The 17136-nt window shown below is 46.1% G+C and carries 16 protein-coding genes; 6 read left to right on the forward strand and 10 right to left on the reverse strand.

What is annotated here, in order from left to right; genetic code table 11:
* Window positions 1–144: 144 nt before the first annotated feature.
* The 4 genes from J7545_RS00185 to J7545_RS00200 all read right to left on the reverse strand — a co-directional run bounded on the left by J7545_RS00185 (window position 145) and on the right by J7545_RS00200 (window position 2187).
* Window positions 145–591 (reverse strand): DUF29 domain-containing protein, encoded by a 447-nt coding sequence (locus tag J7545_RS00185; protein WP_318700000.1) that lies wholly within the window; start codon window positions 589–591, stop codon window positions 145–147.
* A gap of 47 nt (window positions 592–638) precedes the next feature.
* Window positions 639–1277 (reverse strand): DUF2301 domain-containing membrane protein, encoded by a 639-nt coding sequence (locus tag J7545_RS00190; RefSeq protein ID WP_318699999.1) that lies wholly within the window; start codon window positions 1275–1277, stop codon window positions 639–641.
* 164 nt (window positions 1278–1441) lie between these two features.
* Window positions 1442–1783, reverse strand: a complete 342-nt coding sequence (locus J7545_RS00195) for a XisI protein (protein ID WP_318699998.1) — start codon at window positions 1781–1783, stop codon at window positions 1442–1444.
* A complete protein-coding gene (locus J7545_RS00200; protein ID WP_318699997.1) occupies window positions 1771–2187 on the reverse strand; it encodes a XisH family protein in 417 nt (138 codons plus the stop codon). The genes J7545_RS00195 and J7545_RS00200 overlap by 13 nt, the downstream gene beginning before the upstream one ends.
* A 489-nt stretch (window positions 2188–2676) precedes the next feature.
* On the opposite strand from J7545_RS00200, the gene J7545_RS00205 reads away from it, so the two are divergent.
* Window positions 2677–3945: a hypothetical protein gene (locus J7545_RS00205; RefSeq protein ID WP_318699996.1), complete on the forward strand. Its 1269-nt coding sequence runs from the start codon at window positions 2677–2679 to the stop codon at window positions 3943–3945.
* Here J7545_RS00205 and J7545_RS00210 read toward each other — a convergent pair.
* Both J7545_RS00210 and J7545_RS00215 read right to left on the reverse strand, forming a co-directional pair.
* Window positions 3942–4910, reverse strand: a complete 969-nt coding sequence (locus tag J7545_RS00210) for an ABC transporter permease (RefSeq protein WP_318699995.1) — start codon at window positions 4908–4910, stop codon at window positions 3942–3944. The genes J7545_RS00205 and J7545_RS00210 overlap by 4 nt on opposite strands.
* A gap of 96 nt (window positions 4911–5006) precedes the next feature.
* Entirely contained in the window at window positions 5007–6185 is a 1179-nt protein-coding gene (locus J7545_RS00215) for a glycine betaine/L-proline ABC transporter ATP-binding protein (protein ID WP_318699994.1), read from the reverse strand.
* Window positions 6186–6508: 323 nt separating this feature from the next.
* Between J7545_RS00215 and J7545_RS00220 the strand changes: the two genes are divergently transcribed.
* The 3 genes from J7545_RS00220 to J7545_RS00230 all read left to right on the forward strand — a co-directional run bounded on the left by J7545_RS00220 (window position 6509) and on the right by J7545_RS00230 (window position 10079).
* Window positions 6509–6814, forward strand: coding sequence for a hypothetical protein (locus J7545_RS00220; protein ID WP_318699993.1), 306 nt, complete (start codon window positions 6509–6511; stop codon window positions 6812–6814).
* A 229-nt stretch (window positions 6815–7043) separates the two neighbouring features.
* Window positions 7044–9158 (forward strand): pentapeptide repeat-containing protein, encoded by a 2115-nt coding sequence (locus J7545_RS00225; RefSeq protein ID WP_318699992.1) that lies wholly within the window; start codon window positions 7044–7046, stop codon window positions 9156–9158.
* Between the two features lie 69 nt (window positions 9159–9227).
* Window positions 9228–10079 carry a Uma2 family endonuclease gene (locus J7545_RS00230; RefSeq protein WP_318699991.1) on the forward strand — a complete coding sequence of 284 codons (852 nt, stop codon included), beginning with the start codon at window positions 9228–9230 and terminating at the stop codon, window positions 10077–10079.
* 43 nt (window positions 10080–10122) lie between these two features.
* Here J7545_RS00230 and J7545_RS00235 read toward each other — a convergent pair whose 3' ends face one another.
* Window positions 10123–11634, reverse strand: a complete 1512-nt coding sequence (locus J7545_RS00235; protein ID WP_318699990.1) for a DUF3370 domain-containing protein — start codon at window positions 11632–11634, stop codon at window positions 10123–10125.
* A gap of 295 nt (window positions 11635–11929) precedes the next feature.
* On the opposite strand from J7545_RS00235, the gene J7545_RS00240 reads away from it, so the two are divergent.
* The gene (locus J7545_RS00240; RefSeq protein WP_318699989.1) at window positions 11930–12646 is read left to right on the forward strand and encodes a hypothetical protein; all 717 of its coding nucleotides are present in this window, start codon (window positions 11930–11932) and stop codon (window positions 12644–12646) included.
* A 179-nt stretch (window positions 12647–12825) separates the two neighbouring features.
* On the opposite strand, the gene J7545_RS00245 is transcribed toward J7545_RS00240, so the two are convergent.
* The 3 genes from J7545_RS00245 to J7545_RS00255 form a co-directional block, all read right to left on the reverse strand.
* Window positions 12826–13620 (reverse strand): Uma2 family endonuclease, encoded by a 795-nt coding sequence (locus tag J7545_RS00245; RefSeq protein ID WP_318699988.1) that lies wholly within the window; start codon window positions 13618–13620, stop codon window positions 12826–12828.
* Between the two features lie 146 nt (window positions 13621–13766).
* Window positions 13767–14633 (reverse strand): fructosamine kinase family protein, encoded by an 867-nt coding sequence (locus J7545_RS00250; RefSeq protein ID WP_318718982.1) that lies wholly within the window; start codon window positions 14631–14633, stop codon window positions 13767–13769.
* A gap of 59 nt (window positions 14634–14692) precedes the next feature.
* A complete protein-coding gene (locus J7545_RS00255; RefSeq protein ID WP_318699986.1) occupies window positions 14693–16018 on the reverse strand; it encodes a pitrilysin family protein in 1326 nt (441 codons plus the stop codon).
* Window positions 16019–16211: 193 nt separating this feature from the next.
* Between J7545_RS00255 and J7545_RS00260 the strand changes: the two genes are divergently transcribed.
* Window positions 16212–16997: a Uma2 family endonuclease gene (locus J7545_RS00260; RefSeq protein WP_318699985.1), complete on the forward strand. Its 786-nt coding sequence runs from the start codon at window positions 16212–16214 to the stop codon at window positions 16995–16997.
* Window positions 16998–17136: the final 139 nt, after the last annotated feature.

Here is a 17136-nt window from a genome sequence, read left to right on the forward strand (position 1 = left end):
AGCTTTAGCTTTTCGGAGAGTGACAGAAGAGGGGTACAGCGCTTTGCGCTGTTATGAGGGACAGCGTTGAATCCTCAAAGCTATGTACCAAAAGCCTATTCCCTATTCCCTATTCCCTATTCCCTAGCGCAAAGCGCTATAAATCTAAGGAAGCCAGTCTTGATCGAGTAATTGTTCAAGATCGTAAGGACAGTTTTCAGGGAAATCGACTATCATTCCTGTCTTTTTACTGACATATTTTAATGCTTTTTGATAAACTCTTGACTGATTTTCTGCCAAATGATTTCGTAGATTTTGGGTTAAATATTCGTGAAGTTGGGTTCTAAAACTCATGATTTCAGCTTGCCAATGATTGGCATTATAATCATATTTTTCTTGCCAATATTGGAGAAGAAGTAAATGTCTGATAATTTGTTCGAGAAAACTCTCAACAGTTAATCTATCTCGGCGACCCACGGATTCTAATTCCTCAATCAAATGCTCTAAATCGAGACGATCGAGTTGTTTGTTTTTTAAGAGTTTCAAGGTTTGAGAAAACCATTCTTCATTATCAATCTCATAAAGATGACTTAATTGATCGATCTTAGTCATTTCTTTAATTCCAATTACTAACAGCGAGATGCTATATTAATGCTACATTAATTATTTTTCAGGTATTCAAAAACCGATTTATCGCCAATGTCTGGGGGAATGGGTTGGATCAGTTTTCGCCCAGCAAAAATCAGAAAGAGGAGGCTCCAGGCTGCTAACATGATTTGTTGAGCTTGCAGGGGAAGAGTGCCAAAGAGAACACCGAGGAGGAGAATGGGAACTAGGGGTGTGAGTAGTTTGGTTTCTAGACGATGGAAACAGAAGCCTTCCTTGAAGTAAATGCCGGTGAGGGCGGCAAAGGTAAATCCAATACCGAATAAGGTCAGGGGTTGAGTATATACCGTAAGAGCGAGGGGTTGCGAGCTGTTGAAACTAAGGATAACACCCGAAATTGTGCCAATAATCAGAAACCCTTGTAAGAGGCGATGGAGGATAGCCATATAAATATGGATGGTGAGCAGGCTAACCCCTAATGCGAGACAGAAGAGGAAATAGAGGGGAGTGAGCCAGAAGAGGGTTTCTGGGTTACGATCGGGCCAGAGAGTGAGGGTAGTGGCGATCGCCATACAGACAGCCGCAACGGTTAACCCAGCCCGATAAATGACCACCCCTTGGCGATCTTCTTCGGTAATGGTAAAGCTACCAAATTGACCTTGATAAATGGGTTGTTCTACATTAGTTGTCATCAGGGTTACTTCAACATCAGTTAAAAATACTATATCGGCATCTTTTTGCTCCTGCCAACCCAGGCCAAGAAACCAGGTTTTTACGAGAACCTGGGGCAAGAGCCAAAAATCTGGTCAGAAACCCAGTTTCTACTCTCCGCAGGGAGGCTAAAGAGTTTCTCTGGCTAGGCGATCGCATATCCAGAGAACTGACGCAAGAAAGGCGAATGGGAACCGAGAACAATATTATCCCGATCGACACCGCTTTCTCGCAGGCGTTCCGCGATGTTAATTTCCGTGTTATTGCGCTGTATCCAGATTTTTCCATCCTTGATATCGATATGGACAAACACCGCATAGACATATTTTCGCTCGTGCCAACCGACATCGAGCAGCAGGTAGTGGTCATGGTCGCGATCGCAAATAATTTCTGCATCCACTCCAGGAGTCGGATTTCCCTGGCTATAACTGTATAATTCAGTTAAGATCTCTTCAATCAATTGCCGATATACATTTAGGTTATCCATCTGACAATCACCTCATTTGGAGGGTCGTAAACCAGTAATTTAATTTGATGTTTCTGAATAACAGACTGAGCGAGTAAAGACTGAAAAAAGGTATCATAAATTTCCTGGGGAACAGCCAAATAAAGAATCCGGGAGGGTTCTAAATTTTCTAGGGCGACTTGATAATTGATGAACTGTCCAATGGCTAGATGAAAACCGAACATCAGAGAATCACTAGCAAACGTTTTAATTTCAACCGCAATCTTTTCTTCACCCTTTTCAGCAGCTAGGATTCTTTCCGCACCTAAATCAATATAAATTTGTGAATCCCCAAATTTCAAGCTAAGAGGATCGGCAGTAATTGTCCAACCCTCTTTTTCTAATCCTACTCTAACAACATGATGAAAGCGATCCTTCGCGCTCATCGATTAAACTCCACAGCCAGAGGTCTAAAAAAAGAGTTTTAGGAAATGGCTACTGATTTATGGTATTTTTCTATAATACTAAAGATACCCTTGTATGAAAGGCATACAAGGCTGTACAACTAAATTATCTCTCTTCTGTCAGACTTTCAAAGAGTGACAGACGAGAGATATATCCTTACTTAGGAGTAGAACGGTAGTGTGGTTTAACTTTAGTCCCATCAGCTTTGGTATGGGGTTTCACATAAACTTTCTTTTTGCCTTCCTTGGTTTTTGCCATAATGGCTTCTCCTTAATATTGAATACGATTCTGATTGTAGCACTTACATTTTTATTTGTGGCAAGTGGAAAACGCAAGAAATCACCTCTGATTTCTTGTTTAAAAACACCTATCTCCTCGATTTTCTGCCACTAGCTGAACCTCTATGGAAGATCGACTAACCTGAAAGTATGGCAATAATAGAGAGAAGACCAACAACAGAGGTAGCAAACATGGCTGTTCCGAATCTGAAACTGATGGAAGCAGTGGAGGATCTGGGGTATCGGGTAACCGTTGGAGATGTGTCCACCCGCACCGGGTTTAATGTGGAGGAAACCCAGCAAGCGCTTTTAGCTCTCGCCGCAGATGCGAGGGGACATCTCCAGGTGGCTGAGTCTGGCGATATTGCTTATCTGTTTCCGAAAAATTTTCGCACGATTCTACAAGGGAAGTTTTGGCGCTTGCGTTGGCAAAAGACGCTACAGCAAATTGGGCGGATTTTGTTTTATTTGGTGCGAATTTCCTTTGGTATTTTGCTGATTTTATCGTTAGTGATGATTTTAGTGGCGATCGCCGTCATTGTCATCAGTCTGCAATCGTCGCAAGAAGGAGACTCAGATCGTGGAGAGAGTCGAGATCGCTCAGTGGGGATATTTTGGTTTCCCCTGAATTTAGGGGATTGGTGGTGGATGTTTTATCCGGACTATTCCAGCCGAAAGCGTCCTCAGCGCTCGTCATCAAAAATGAACTTTTTAGAGGCAATTTTTTCCTTTTTATTTGGGGATGGTAACCCCAATTCTGATTTAGAAGAGCTTCGTTGGCGGGCGATCGCAGCTACAATCGGTTCTCAACAAGGAGTCGTGGTGGCTGAACAGATCGCGCCCTATTTGGACGATCTAGGTAAGGGATACGATCGCGAATATGAAAATTATCTGTTACCCGTTTTGGTACGCTTCAATGGTCGTCCCGAAGTCACTCCAGAAGGGGGAATCCTTTATCAGTTCCCCGATTTACAAATTACAGCTACTGAGCAAGCTTCAACAAGCTATTCTTCCTATCTCCAAGAGAAGAAATGGCGATTTAGTGCCGCCAGTTCTAGCCAAATTATATTAGCGATCGGCTTAGGAGCCGCCAATCTAATTGGGGCATTAGTCTTGGGAAGCTTATTGACAGATGGGACAGTTGCGGCTGAATTGGGGGGATTTGTTGCCTTTGTGGAATCCATTTACTCGATTCTGTTGGCCTATGGTGCGGGATTTTTAGCCATTCCCCTGATGCGTTATTTCTGGTTAGGACAAGCTAATCAGAAGATTGAACAACGCAACCAAACTCGCCGCGATCGCTACTCCATGCTCTGCGATCCCACCCCAGAAGTACAGCAGAAACTCGACTATGCTGAACATCTGGGCAAAAAACAGGCGATCGTCCCTGACGATCTCGCCTATACCACCGAAACCGATATCTTAGAGCAAGATATTAACCGACTTACAGGAGACCCTTAGAAGCCTTTCCCTAGGTCGATCTCGTGTGTTTGGGGAAAAGAAAGCAACAAGCCCACCGGCCCGCGTTTTTTCCAAGAGACTTTTTGGGGTTTACCCAAAGCTTGGGTTACCCGGTCTAATAGGATCGCAACTAACACAATACTGATCCCCCCAACAGCCGCTAATCCCACATCTAAACGACCAATGCCTCGTAATACCATTTGACCCAGACCTTCGACAGAAATCATCGAAGCCACAACGACCATGGAGAGGGCTAAGAGAATGGATTGATTCACACCAGCCAGGATAGTGGGTAGAGCGAGGGGAACTTGAGCTTCCCAGAGGACTTGGTTGGGAGTCGAACCAAAAGCGATCGCCGCTTCCACCACTTCCTTCGAGACTTGACGAATCCCCAGATTGGTTAATCGAATTAGGGGTGGCACAGCAAAAATCAAAGTTACAATGACTCCAGGGACTTCTCCAATACCAAAGAGCATGACCACAGGAACCAAATAAACAAAGGAGGGCAAGGTTTGCATGGCATCCAGAAGCGGCCGCAAAATGGAGTCAAAGCGATCGTTTCTGGCGGCTAAAATGCCAATCGGTAGGCCAATCAGAATACAAAACGTCACCGCACAAATTACCAGGGATAAGGTGGTCATTGCCGGTTCCCAGGTTCCCAATAAGCCAATTCCTACCATGGCAACTAAACTATAGATTGCAATGGCAGAACCACAAAATTGCCACACCAGCAACCCTAAGAAGATTAAGAATAAAGTTGGAGGAATCGCCAACAAACCCACTTCAATCCCATTCAGGACAAAGGCAAAGGGAACTCTAATGAGTTGGAAAACCGGGCGAAATTGATCGACCAAAAAATCGACAAAATTGGAAACCCAATCCCCTAGGGGCAGGGTATACAGTTGAAAAGGGTCAAGTAAAACCGGTGTTTCGCTGATTAAAGAAGGAGAGAAACAATCAATCATGAATTTATGAAACCAAATAACACTATTTTTTGACAGGGGGAGGAAAGGGGGAAGCTAGGTTTGTCCTATTCCCTAGTCCCTAGTCCCTAGTCCCTATTATTGACTCATACTCATTAATACTTCTTTGGGGGTAATGATGCCGTGGAATTGTCCCTCAGGATTAGTGACAGCGATCGCCATCCCAGAATCCGACAGCGAAAAGGCTGCTTCTAAACAATGGGAATCTTCAATTTTGGGAAAGTCATTAACTATCAGATGAGCTAGATCTTGATTACCATTGTTGAGCGCATACTCAAGACGCTGCTTCTGGAGCAAACCGACCGGAACTTTGTTCTCATTGACAACATAGAGCTGGTTGACTCCTTGTTTTTTCATCTGTTCTAGAGCAACCTCAATTGTATATTGATGCCGATTTAATGGGGTCGTCTTCCGTGCTACTGTGCCAATTTTCAGCACTTGAGCGCGATTAACATCCTGGGTAAAGGCACTCACATAATCATCAATGGGACTTAACACCAAATCTTCAGGAGTGCCTACTTGTACCACTGCACCATCTTTCATAATCGCCACGCGATCGCCAATTTTCAGCGCTTCTTGAATATCGTGACTAATAAATACAATCGTTTTATGCAGTTCAGCTTGCAAGCGAATCAACTCATCTTGCATTTCCCGCCTAATTAAGGGGTCAAGGGCACTAAAGGCTTCATCCATTAGCAAAATTTCTGCATCTGTGGCTAAAGCACGAGCTAACCCTACCCGTTGTTGCATTCCTCCACTCAAAGACGAGGGCAAATAATTGCGCCACTGTTCTAATCCCACTCGCTCTAAAATCTCTATCGCCTTATGTCGGCGCTCCTTGAGTCCCATCCCTTGCACCTTCAACCCATAAGCCACATTTTCTACGACTGTCTTATGGGGGAATAAGCCAAACTTCTGAAACACCATCGCCATTTTAGTGCGACGAATTTCCCGGATTCTCTGTTGACTCGTATGAACCACTTCCTCACCATCAATGTAAATATTGCCCCTGGTGGGTTCAATCAATCGATTAATGCAACGAACCAGAGTTGATTTCCCCGATCCAGATAATCCCATGATTACAAAGAGTTCCCCGCGATTAATTTCCAACGAAACATCGGCGATACCCAGAACATTACCGGTTTCCTTCAAGATCATCTCACGGTTTGCCCCCTCTCGGAAGCGTTGCAAAGCTCTCGAGGGGTGTTTTCCGTAAATTTTGATTAAATTTTCCAGGTGGATTTTGGTTTCACTCATGATGATTCCAGCATAACATCAACAGCACCCTAGAGATCTTTAACTAGAGCGCTGCTGTATACACTATAAACGACGACTTGGTGTTTCTCGACTTTAATGGGTGTGCTGTATTACCAAATAGCCAGGGTCGATCCTATCCTCCGACCCTATTCCCTATTCCCTATTCCCTAGCACTTCGCACTATATCTCTTTGGACGATCATCTGTTTTTGTACTCTTCCATCTTTCTCTTCTGTGCGTCGCCGTCTCACCCCCCATCCTCTGCACCCCTTGAGCTATCCTAGTAGAGTTGCTTATCAACACCTGGTTTGGAGAGCAGAACCGATGAATCCTGAAAATCCCCGCGATCCTAGTCGCCGTCTGCGAGAGAGCGAAGAACAACTCAATCGTCCATCTAGCCCATTTAGCTCTGAGGCGATTAAAGGCCTATTGACAAAAATTCAAACATGGTATCAAGGTCTATCGAATACCGGTAAACTGGTGGTCGCTGGTGTGAGTGTAGTGATTGGCTTTGGATTTCTCAATCTGTTCCTGCGCTTGGTCACTACCCTGATTACCTTAGCGGTATTGGGAGGAGCCTTATACTTAGGTTACAAATTCTTAATTGAATCTGACCCCTCGCAAAATTAAGTTAAAGTGCAAAGAGTTTTGTGTAGGGGAGGAGGCAATAGGTACGAATGGCAATAGGCAATCGGAAAAACCCGATTTTTCCCTTTCCCGATTCACCATATATAGTATTCTCCAGTTAACTTGGATCTATATGGGGGATTTTACAAAATGCACATTGCCTTAACTTGTCACTATTACCCATTACCCATTACCAGGACGTAGCGCTCTATTCAGTTCAAGACTCGACCCTATGGCAAGTTCAACGGCCCCTAAAGAGAGTAACTCTTCTTTCCCTAAGCCACCCCTTAAACTTCGTCGTCCCCCCTTATCCCTGCGACGGTTTAGTGCTTGGGTAGTTGAGGTCTCTATGGTCGTCGTGAGTGCTGCCGTTCCCTATGGTTTGGGGGACTATGCCAAAAATCAAGGGAATCAACCCCCAGTTCCTGTAAATTCCCTGGTGGCTACCGGCCAAGAGACGATCGCCAAAACCCTAGCTCTACAAGTGAGCGATCGCCAAAACCAGGTCTCTCCTCTCACCAACTTACTCTGGTCTGTTGCCTTTATTGCCCCTGTGGCTGTGGCTGGATGGCAGCTCTATCTGCTGGGAACCACCGGCCAAACTTCTCCCAAACTCTGGTTAGGAGTGCGGGTGATCTCGTTTAATGGCGGTGTTCCGGGTATCGGACGGGCCTTTGTCCGGGAGGCGATCGGGCGTTGGGGACTTCCCATCGGCGTAGCTTACGGCATTTGGCGCTATAGTGGAGCCTTTCCCCAACTGGCAATTCTACTGGGTTTATCCGGTTTAATGTTGACCGTGGAAGTCTTTAGCGGACTGTTTGACCGCTATTATCGCGCCTTCCATGACCGCATTGCGGGAACCTATCCCATCTCCGAACCCTTAGCCATCAGCTACACCAGTTCGGAAGAAGACCCTCCGGGCGCTCTGGCTGTTACGCCTAAAACGGGGAAAGAGCAACCCAGTTTATGGGGTTGGATGCAAAATCATCCCGGCATTACCCTGGTGAGTGCGATCGGGTTAGGCTTAGGTTCTGTACTGATCGCATTTGTGGGAACCCAAATTTTTATCCAATCCCAAACCACGGTGCGTGAAGGGGATGCTCAGGATAATCAACTGTTCATCGAACTTGTGCAACATCTCGATCCCTCAGTCGCCAATTCTGCCCAAAAACGTCGCGAGGCCGTCTTAGCCATGGGCACACTCAACGACCCCAAAGCCTATCAATTTCTAGTTGATTTATTAGTTCAGGAAACTGACCCCCGCTTAGTCGATGCCATTCAACAGGCCCTGTTTAGCATGGGGCCGGATGCTCTGCCCTATTTACAACGGGCGAATCTAGCCCTGCAAAAGGACATGGAAACCCTCAGTCCAGGGAGTAGCCAAAAACAACAGAACATTATCCGCTTACGTCTGCGGGCGACCCAACAGGCGATCGTAAAAATTCTCACCATTGACCAGGGAAACCCTAAAAACTTTTCTCTAGCGCAAGTGGATTTAGGTAAAACTTCTGCCCCCGTTGCCTTTGTTGCAGCGATGGAAAAAGCCGACCTTTCTGGGATTAATTTTCGCGGGGCAATCTTATCTCAAGCCAGCTTAAAATGGAGCCGATTTTATGGTGCAGGAGAAGACCAGCGCTTAGGCACGTTTGACGATGAAGTTGCTGATTTAAGTGGTGCAGACTTAAAAGAAGCGGATTTAACCGGCGCAGTCCTCTCCAATGTCACCATTCGCCGTACCAATTTGATTCGCGCTATTTTAAATAAAGCCAATTTAAATGAGGCTCGACTGACTGGCTCAAACCTCAGTAGCGCTCAGTTATCGAGTGCTACACTCGAGTCTGCTTTCTTAGAAACTTCTAGTTTAACTGGAGCCAACTTAAACGATGCTAACTTTTCTTATGCCAACTTACAAGGCTCGCGATTAGGACAAGTTCAGGCGATTTCGAGTCAGTTTAAGTTTGCGAATCTCACGGAAACGACCTGGGAAAATGCCAATTTATCCCAAGCCAATTTCAGCAGTACCCAATTGCAATCAGCAGATTTTACCGAAAGTCAGTTAACGGGTGTGACGTTCAATAGTGCCCAACTGCAAAATGCTAATTTTGCTGGAGCAGACTTAGTGAATACTAATTTTCAAGGCGCAAAATTAGCCGGTGCAAACTTCAAGGGTGCGGTTTTTGAACCCGTAGTTAAATCGCCCAACAAGGATGAATTTATTGAAAAACAATCTCCTACAACTGAATCTGAGGGATTCGCAGGAGTAGATTTTAGTGAAGTGCAAAATTTAGATGAAAAGCAACTGACTTATCTGTGTTCTCAAGGTGCAATTCATCCCAATTGTGAATAGGGTATATTCCCCTCTGTCTGGGATACAATCAAAAATAATGGAAAATTAGCAGAACATGGGGAACCCACAATGTCAGTAGAAATCACTACCCAGACTAGCCCCGGAACTGAAACGACTATGGAGCCGGAGTGGAACCCCCCCAGTCCGCCCACTGACCTGATTTTTGATGATGGAGAACCCTTGGAAAGTAACCGCCATCGCATTGCCATGAACGTCCTGATCCGATCCTTGCAGCAAGCCTGGAGCGATCGCAATGACTTTTACACGGGCGGTAATATGTTTATTTACTACAGCGACAAAAAAGTTTTCAACAAAGATTTTCGCGGCCCGGATTTCTTTGCTGTTCTTGATGTCGATGGCACCAAACAACGACAGGGTTGGGTGGTGTGGCAAGAAAATGGTTCCTATCCTGATGTCATTGTGGAACTGATGTCACCGAGTACGTCCAAAGTAGACACAGGAAAGAAAAAAGATATCTATGGACGGATTTTCCGCACTCCAGATTATTTTGTCTATGACCCGTTTAAACCAAAGTCCTTACAAGGATGGCATTTAGACACTTCTAAGGGGTATCAGCCCTTGGTTGCTGATGAGCGAGGTTGGTTGTGGTGTGACAGTTTGGGCTTTTGGCTGGGAATTTGGTCAGGAACCATCGACCGAGAGGACGCAGTTTGGTTGCGCTTTTATGATGCTGATGGCAATTTGGTGCAACTGCCAGAAGAAGTAGCGCAACAACGCCTTGAGGAAGCGGAACAAGTGGTTGAGGCGGAACGGCAAAAAGCTGAGGCGGAACGGCAAAAGGCCCAACAAGCTGAACAACTTGCCCAGGAGGAGAGCCAGCGAGCCGAAACTGAACGCCAGCGAGCCGAACGTCTCGCGGAACGATTGCGGGCGATGGGGTTAGATCCAGATAACCTTTAAGTGAGCAATACCTAAAAAATAGACACTGGGTTTCCTGTCAGTATCAATTCTGTGTTTTAACGGTTAGGACTTGGGGAGGGGTAGCATCGGGGGGATAAATCAAATCCACCTGCACCTGTTGGCGATCGCCGCTCGGCAGGGTTAACTCTAATAAAGCCTCTCCCCGTTGTCCTCGCTGTTGCACTAAATGCATATAACGTTCTGTCGCTTGTCCCTGGGAATTTTGATGCACAATTCGCACCGTTCCCCGGAAGAAGATCCGATCTTCGGGAGGATCTAAAAACATTAATAATCCTTGCGTACCATCATCTTTTAAGGGGGTTTGCAAAGAGATAGTAACCTTTTGTGCTTTCTGAGTATTGTTATAAAGGGGCAAAGTTAAATTATATTCAACCCCATAATTCCCATGGCCAAAATAGGCTGTATCTGGATAGCGGGTTAACATGGGAGCGCTTTGGATTTGTCCTGTACCCAGCCGTCCGCGATGGAGTAAGCTTAGGCCGTAGGCGATCGCCCGTCCGGGTTTGGGAATCGTTAAATCCTCAGATTGGGGATTATCGGTTAACGTCGTTGTCCATTGCGAACCCTGGGAAATTCCCGCCACTCGACCATAAATAAACCGAGCGGGGAAGTTAGTGGTTTTATTATCAATGGGAGTTGGTCGTAAATCTCTTGGCCCTGATAAAGTGCCCTTCACCAATAAACTCAGCCATTCTTGCAGGGTTGGCACGCGCTCCGTACCATCCGGTTTTTTCGGGGATAGCATTGCTAAATTCGCCACATGAACTGGGCCATCCGTTTCAACCCGCAATAGAGTCGAGCGACCATTGGAAGTTGGAAGCACGGTTCCCGCAGGAATCGGGAGATTCATCAGTTGTTGAACTTCCCCAGGTTGAATCACCGTCACATCCGGCCAATTCCCTTGTTTTCGACCCCGTAAAACATCCCCTACAGCGCGACTTCCAGGACCAGAAAAGATGGTTCCCAAGCGATTATCTACAATTTCGGGTAAGTCGATAAAAATGGCATCGGGGCGAGTTAAATAACTGGCTCCTTCCAACACTCTGAGAGTAATCGGTTGATCGGTTGGATTATAGACTAAAATTCCTTGAAAGAATGACCGAATTTCTGCTTGTGTTCTAGCACGAGAAATATGATGGGCAAAAATATCAAATCTTCCCTCTAAAGGATAATCTAGGTGGGCTTGAGGGTGCTGCATTCCCCGTTTTGGAAACGTGGATAAGAGAATGCCTTCAGTTTTGACCAGTTCGGGACTATTACTATTAAAAACCGGAACCCGATCGAGTTGACCTGACAAGGGACGAACTTCAGTGGGTTGTAAGTATTCAAATTGTGGCAAGGTAGGAAGCTTGGGAATGGTTTCGAGGGGACTCAAGCGCTCTGGAGGAGGGAGAGGGGGAGGTGTCGGGGTAGGAGTCGGTTCAGGGGAGGGTTGAGCAGTCGGTTGAGGAGCGGGATCGATCGGTATGGGAGTCGGTTCAGAAGGTGGAATCGGAATTTGGGAGAAAATCAACAGAGAAACTAATGGCAGCATAGGCTCGCAGTAGGGTTAATTAGGGAAATATCCGAAAGTGTTATCGTTTTTGGCTCATGATCTAGTCACCTCTTCGTTAGATTTGGCAGAATCCAAGCTGCATGGCTTGAGCCAGCAGAAGATGACGTACCGATTACCAGTACCTGGCGCTCTACTTAATGTTCTCGGATCTGAATCGAGATCCGGGGAAGTTTCGATCGCCACTGCATGGAACTTTTTCCATTAACCGGATCAACTTTAAACCTATATGATAGAGAAGTTTGAACATTAAGACCAGATCGTGGGATAGAACGCAATGCAACGGATGATAGGACAACCCCAATTTGGATTGGCTCACGGGTTAGCGATCGCCTTAATTTCTGCCACAGTGACCGCCCTCACTGGGTTTAGCCTCCCCGCACAGGCTAACCCTAATTCTCTCTGTCGAGGGAATTTTAGCGGCGGTATGTTAACGGGTGAAGGAACGTGTACCCTTCCCAGTGGAACTCAGTATCAAGGGCAATTAGTGGAGGGCATTTTTCACGGTCAAGGAACCCTACGTTTCCGTAATGGATTTCAATGTCAAGGTACGTTCCGTAATGGTCGTCTGCAAGGGGATGGAGTTTGCTCATTTGGGCGACAATATCGCTATGAAGGGCAGTTTCAGAATGGTCAGCGTCTGGGTCAAGGAGCGATCGTTTTGAGTACCGGAACGCGCTGTGAAGGGACAATTCAGAATCAACAGTTGAATGGTATAGGAACCTGTGTGTATCAAAGTGGCGATCGCTATCAAGGAGCCTTTCGCAACGGTCGTCCTGATGGTCGTGGGGCCCTAAATTTTGCCAATGGAACCCAATGCAGTGGCGCGTTTCAGGATGGTCAATTGAATGGCTTTGGCACTTGTATTTTTCCCAGTGGTAATCGTTATGAGGGTAATTTTCGCAATGGGATGAAACAGGGTTGGGGCGTTTTTACTTATACCAATGGCACGAAATTGGAGGGAAATTGGCAAGCTGGAGTGTTGAAAAAGTAGTGCATTAGACAAGCGAAATGAAGCGATCGCTTTCTTGCGGTTGCAATGACAACTGTTTAACCGGACATCCTATTCTTATCCAAGAGAGTATAGATTGGTTCTTCCCTATCTCCCTCATCTTTTTCTAAAGTATCAAATTAGCTGTGTCACGGTATTACAAGATGGGCGATCTCCTCGATTCACACTCCCTCCGGGTTAATTCCCTGCGCTCTGAGCAACTCAGCCAGTCGTTCAGCCCGTTGGCGTTCCTGCTCTAACTCAGATTCAGCCCTTTCCGCTCGCTGCTGTTCAATTGTTGCCCGTTCATCTCCCGTTAATAGCAAATTTCCCTCACTATCCCACCACCGCAACCAAGGCAATTCCATGTTTCCATACTGTCCTTGCCAAATTCCTAACTCTACACCCATGGGGTTAATGGGATAATGACCTCGTTTATTGGCTGCCACTAACTCATAGCGATCTTCGATTAAATGATAAACTTCTACACTCTTTTTCTGCACTTCATAGATGGCGTAAAACGCCGGACGGATGATTTGTTCGTAGACCCAAAATTTACCTGGTTTTTGCCCCTTTTTCCGCACTTGGGATAAAGGAGTGTTATCGCGTTCTTCTGAACCATCTCCTGAGACGAATTCGATCGCTATTAAAGGGGGAATAAATTCCTGCCATAACACATAGGAACGCCTCGCTCTACCCTCAAGAGTGGGAGGAACGTTAGGAACATAAAACCAGTCGGGACATTCCGCACCTCGTTCTGGAGGTTCTGTCATTCTCCAATAGATACCACAGTCTTGACCGATCGCGTAGTGTTGGTCTGGGTGTAGGCGATCTAGGGTAGATTGAATCGAATCTGTGAGTAAAATACTTTGGGGATGCTCCTGAAAATTTTTCACAAAAGTACCATCGGAATCAGGCAGTTGACTATGGTCGGGAAGGGTGGTAATTTCTGGTTGTGATGATTTGGCGATGGTCATAGGTCAGTGGTTCTCATCGCAGGGCATGGACGACAGTATAACATTTGCACAGTAGGGTAGGCAGGATCAGAAAAGTAGAAGATCGCGATCGCCTGCATCAATGTAATATTTTATTAAAATATGCGTGATTTTGCATAAATCAGACATCATCGCAAGAGTTGCCGAATCATGCTGTTGGCTTGAGATCCATAGCCGCCACCAAAGAGATTAAAGTGATTGAGAATATGATAGAGATTGTAAAGGGTTTTGCGGACATTATAGCCGGGATTGGGGGGCAAAACTTGATGATAGCCTTGATAAAAAGAAGTAGGAAAACCGCCAAATAATTCGGTCATCGCTAAATCGACTTCGCGATCGCCAATATAAGTCGCTGGATCGAAAATCACCGGTTCTCCAGACACCATGCAAGCCGCGTTTCCCGACCATAAATCCCCATGAACTAAAGAGGGTTGGGGATGATGATCGCCCAACAGTTCGGGAAGAGCAGCTAACAGTTCCTTCTCTTGCGGAAAATTTCCCCCTCGCCGTTTCGCCAGTCGGAATTGATATCCTAATCGATGCTCCCGATAAAATTCAACCCAATCCGCTGTCCAAGTGTTGATTTGAGGAGTTGAACCAATCGTATTATTGCCATCCCAGCCAAACTCTGGGCGAGGGGGTTTGGCGCTGTGCAAATGCGCCAATTGTCGCCCCATTTCTTCCCAAGATTTGGACGTTCCACCCCCGAATTCTAGCCATTCCAAGACAATATAGGCTGAATTGCCTGCGACTCCGGTACAAATAGGGGTGGGGACACGAATCGTTTGGGTATCGTACATTTGTTTTAAACCCAAGGCTTCAGCATCAAACATTTCGATATCTACAGCGCGATTGAGTTTCACAAAATAGACGCGATCCCTTCCCCGAACTTGATACCCTTGATTAATACAACCCCCACCGACCGATCGATGAGATTGAATTTCAAAGGGTTGGTTGGTCACTTCGCTAATACGATTGGCAATTAAATTCCACATGGCTTGGTTGGATAATTAACAATCAATAATTATTTTAATGATTAATTGTTAATCGTTAATTATTGAGGTCTTATGGTGACGATACCATAGGCTTCTGGAGAAAGATAGGCACAGGCGGCTGCTTGCAGATCTTCGACTTCTAGAGAACGAATACAAGTGGGATAATTAAGGGCAAGGTTGACATCTTGGAGCATGGCTTGATGATATCCATACAGGTTAGCGCGATCGCTCGGTGTTTCCGTGCCAAAGACAAACCGGTTTGCCACTTGAGTGCGAATGCGTTGCAGTTCTGAATCTTGCAGATTATAGCTCAAAGCCGCCACTTGTTCGGCGATCGCCTCTTCCACTTCTGCTAAATGCTCTGTCGGCAACTGAGCTGCCACATAAAACAACCCTTGGCTATGATACGTTAAATTGGCTGCCATCACGCTAGACACTAACTTCCGCTCTTCTCGCAACTGACGGACTAACCGAGAAGTACGTCCTTGAGAGAGAATCGCACTGAGAATATCAAACGCATAGGTTTTGTCTTGAGCTAAAGCACCCGGAACCCGCCACACCATCACTAACCGTGCTTGCTGCAAACTCGGATCGACATACTCTCGGCGTTCAATACCCGTAAACGGCGCTTCGCTTAAGCCATTAAAAGGGGCAGTGTCTGAAAACTGCCCTAATCTTGGTGTAACGGGTTCTGACGCTTTCAACCGTTCCCCAGATACCGTGAACGTACAACTATCAGCCACAATTTGAATCAACTCGTCCACCGGCAAATTCCCCACCACCGCAGCAGTGAAGTTGTGGGGTTGATAATACTGCTGATGAAACTCTCGCATTTGCTCTGGTTTCAGGCTGTCAATCACCGCTTTTGGGCCTAAGACTGGGCGACGATAGGGTAAATTTTCAAAGGCTAATTCCATTGCCTTTTGATAAACTCGGCGACGGGGATTATCTTCGGAGCGATGAATTTCTTCAATCACCACTGAGCGTTCCCGTTCAAAGGCTTCATCGGGAATTGTGGCATTGAAGATCACCTCAAACTGTAGGGGGGCTAATTCCATAAAGTCTTGAGGCGCAGTGGTGATATAGAATTGGGTGTAATCTTGGCTCGTCAAGGCGTTGGTAACTGCACCTCGTTCTTCGATCCGGCGCTCAAATTCACCCGGAGGCAGACTAGGGGTTCCTTTGAAGATCATATGCTCTAGGAAGTGAGCCATGCCATTGATGGGGTCTGATTCTACCGCAGAACCGACTGGGAGCCACAGGCTTAAATTCACAGCATCCACAGGCATTTGCTCGGCGACGATAGTTAGTCCATTGTGCAGGTGACGCACGGTGGGAGAGATGCACCGTCCTGGAGTAGCAGACCTAAGCAAGGTTGAAGTCATTGAAGAAAAGTATCACAAGGTACAAGGTTCTTTTTCTATGGTAAACAGTTCTGCCAAAACTGGGATGTATTGATTCATAAGTTTCATGGAAAATTAGCATACGATCGCGTGGATCGCGTTCAGAGCGGCGATCGCTCCCGGACTCAAGAAAAGCTATAATTAAAGCCAAAGCAAGACGTGAGGCTCTGATGAAATGGTAGATAAACCAACAACTCCATTCATTGAAGAAGACTCTCTCTATCCAGACAGTGATGGTCAACCTGTGGGTGAAAATACCATACAATTCCGTTTGATTATGATGCTCCAAGGAGCATTGGATGCTTTGTTTAAAGATATCCCCGATGTGTTTGTGGCTGGAGATTTATTTTGGTATCCCGTGCAACTTTCATCGGAGGAAATAGAGAATCAGGAAGAACCCTCTAGACAAGCTCCGGATGTGATGGTGGTGTTTGGAGTTAAGAAAAAAGACCGTCTATCTTATAGGCAGTGGGAAGAGAACAATATTGCCCCTCAAGTGGTGTTTGAGATCGTATCTCCGAGTAATAGTAAGGAAGCGATGACTAAAAAGTTTGAGTTTTATCAAACCCATGGAGTAGAAGAGTATTATGCTTACAACCCTAAAGGAAATAGACTCGAAGGGTGGTTGAGAAAAGGGGAGGTATTGGAAGAAATCACGCCGATGGAGGGCTGGACAAGTCCGAGGTTGGGAGTAAGTTTGACAACGGTTTCAGGAGAGTTACGGTTATTAACCGCAGAGGGTAAGCAGTTAGGAACCTATCTGGATGTGGTGCAAGAGCGCGATCGCGAGCGCCTGGAAAAGGAACGGGAGCGACTCGATAAAGAATTGGAGCGCCAAAGAGCAAATGCGGCTGAGTTAGAGCGCGATCGCCAACAGCAACGAGCGAATGATGCCCAAGCCACCATTGAACAATTACGCGATCGCCTACAGCAACTGGGAGTCGATCCCGATCGAATCTAACCTGAATTCGGGATAAACAGCGACTCTTTCCTAAGAGTGCGCTCCTATACGAGGGAGCGACTCATTGAACGTTACTGGCATCAGATCGAGTCAATCGAGTGTGCGCTCCGAGCCACCACTCCTTACGCGAGGGGTCTGG

Source organism: Roseofilum sp. SBFL, from assembly GCF_017746885.1.
In the GTDB taxonomy this organism is placed as follows: Bacteria; Cyanobacteriota; Cyanobacteriia; order Cyanobacteriales; family Desertifilaceae; genus Roseofilum.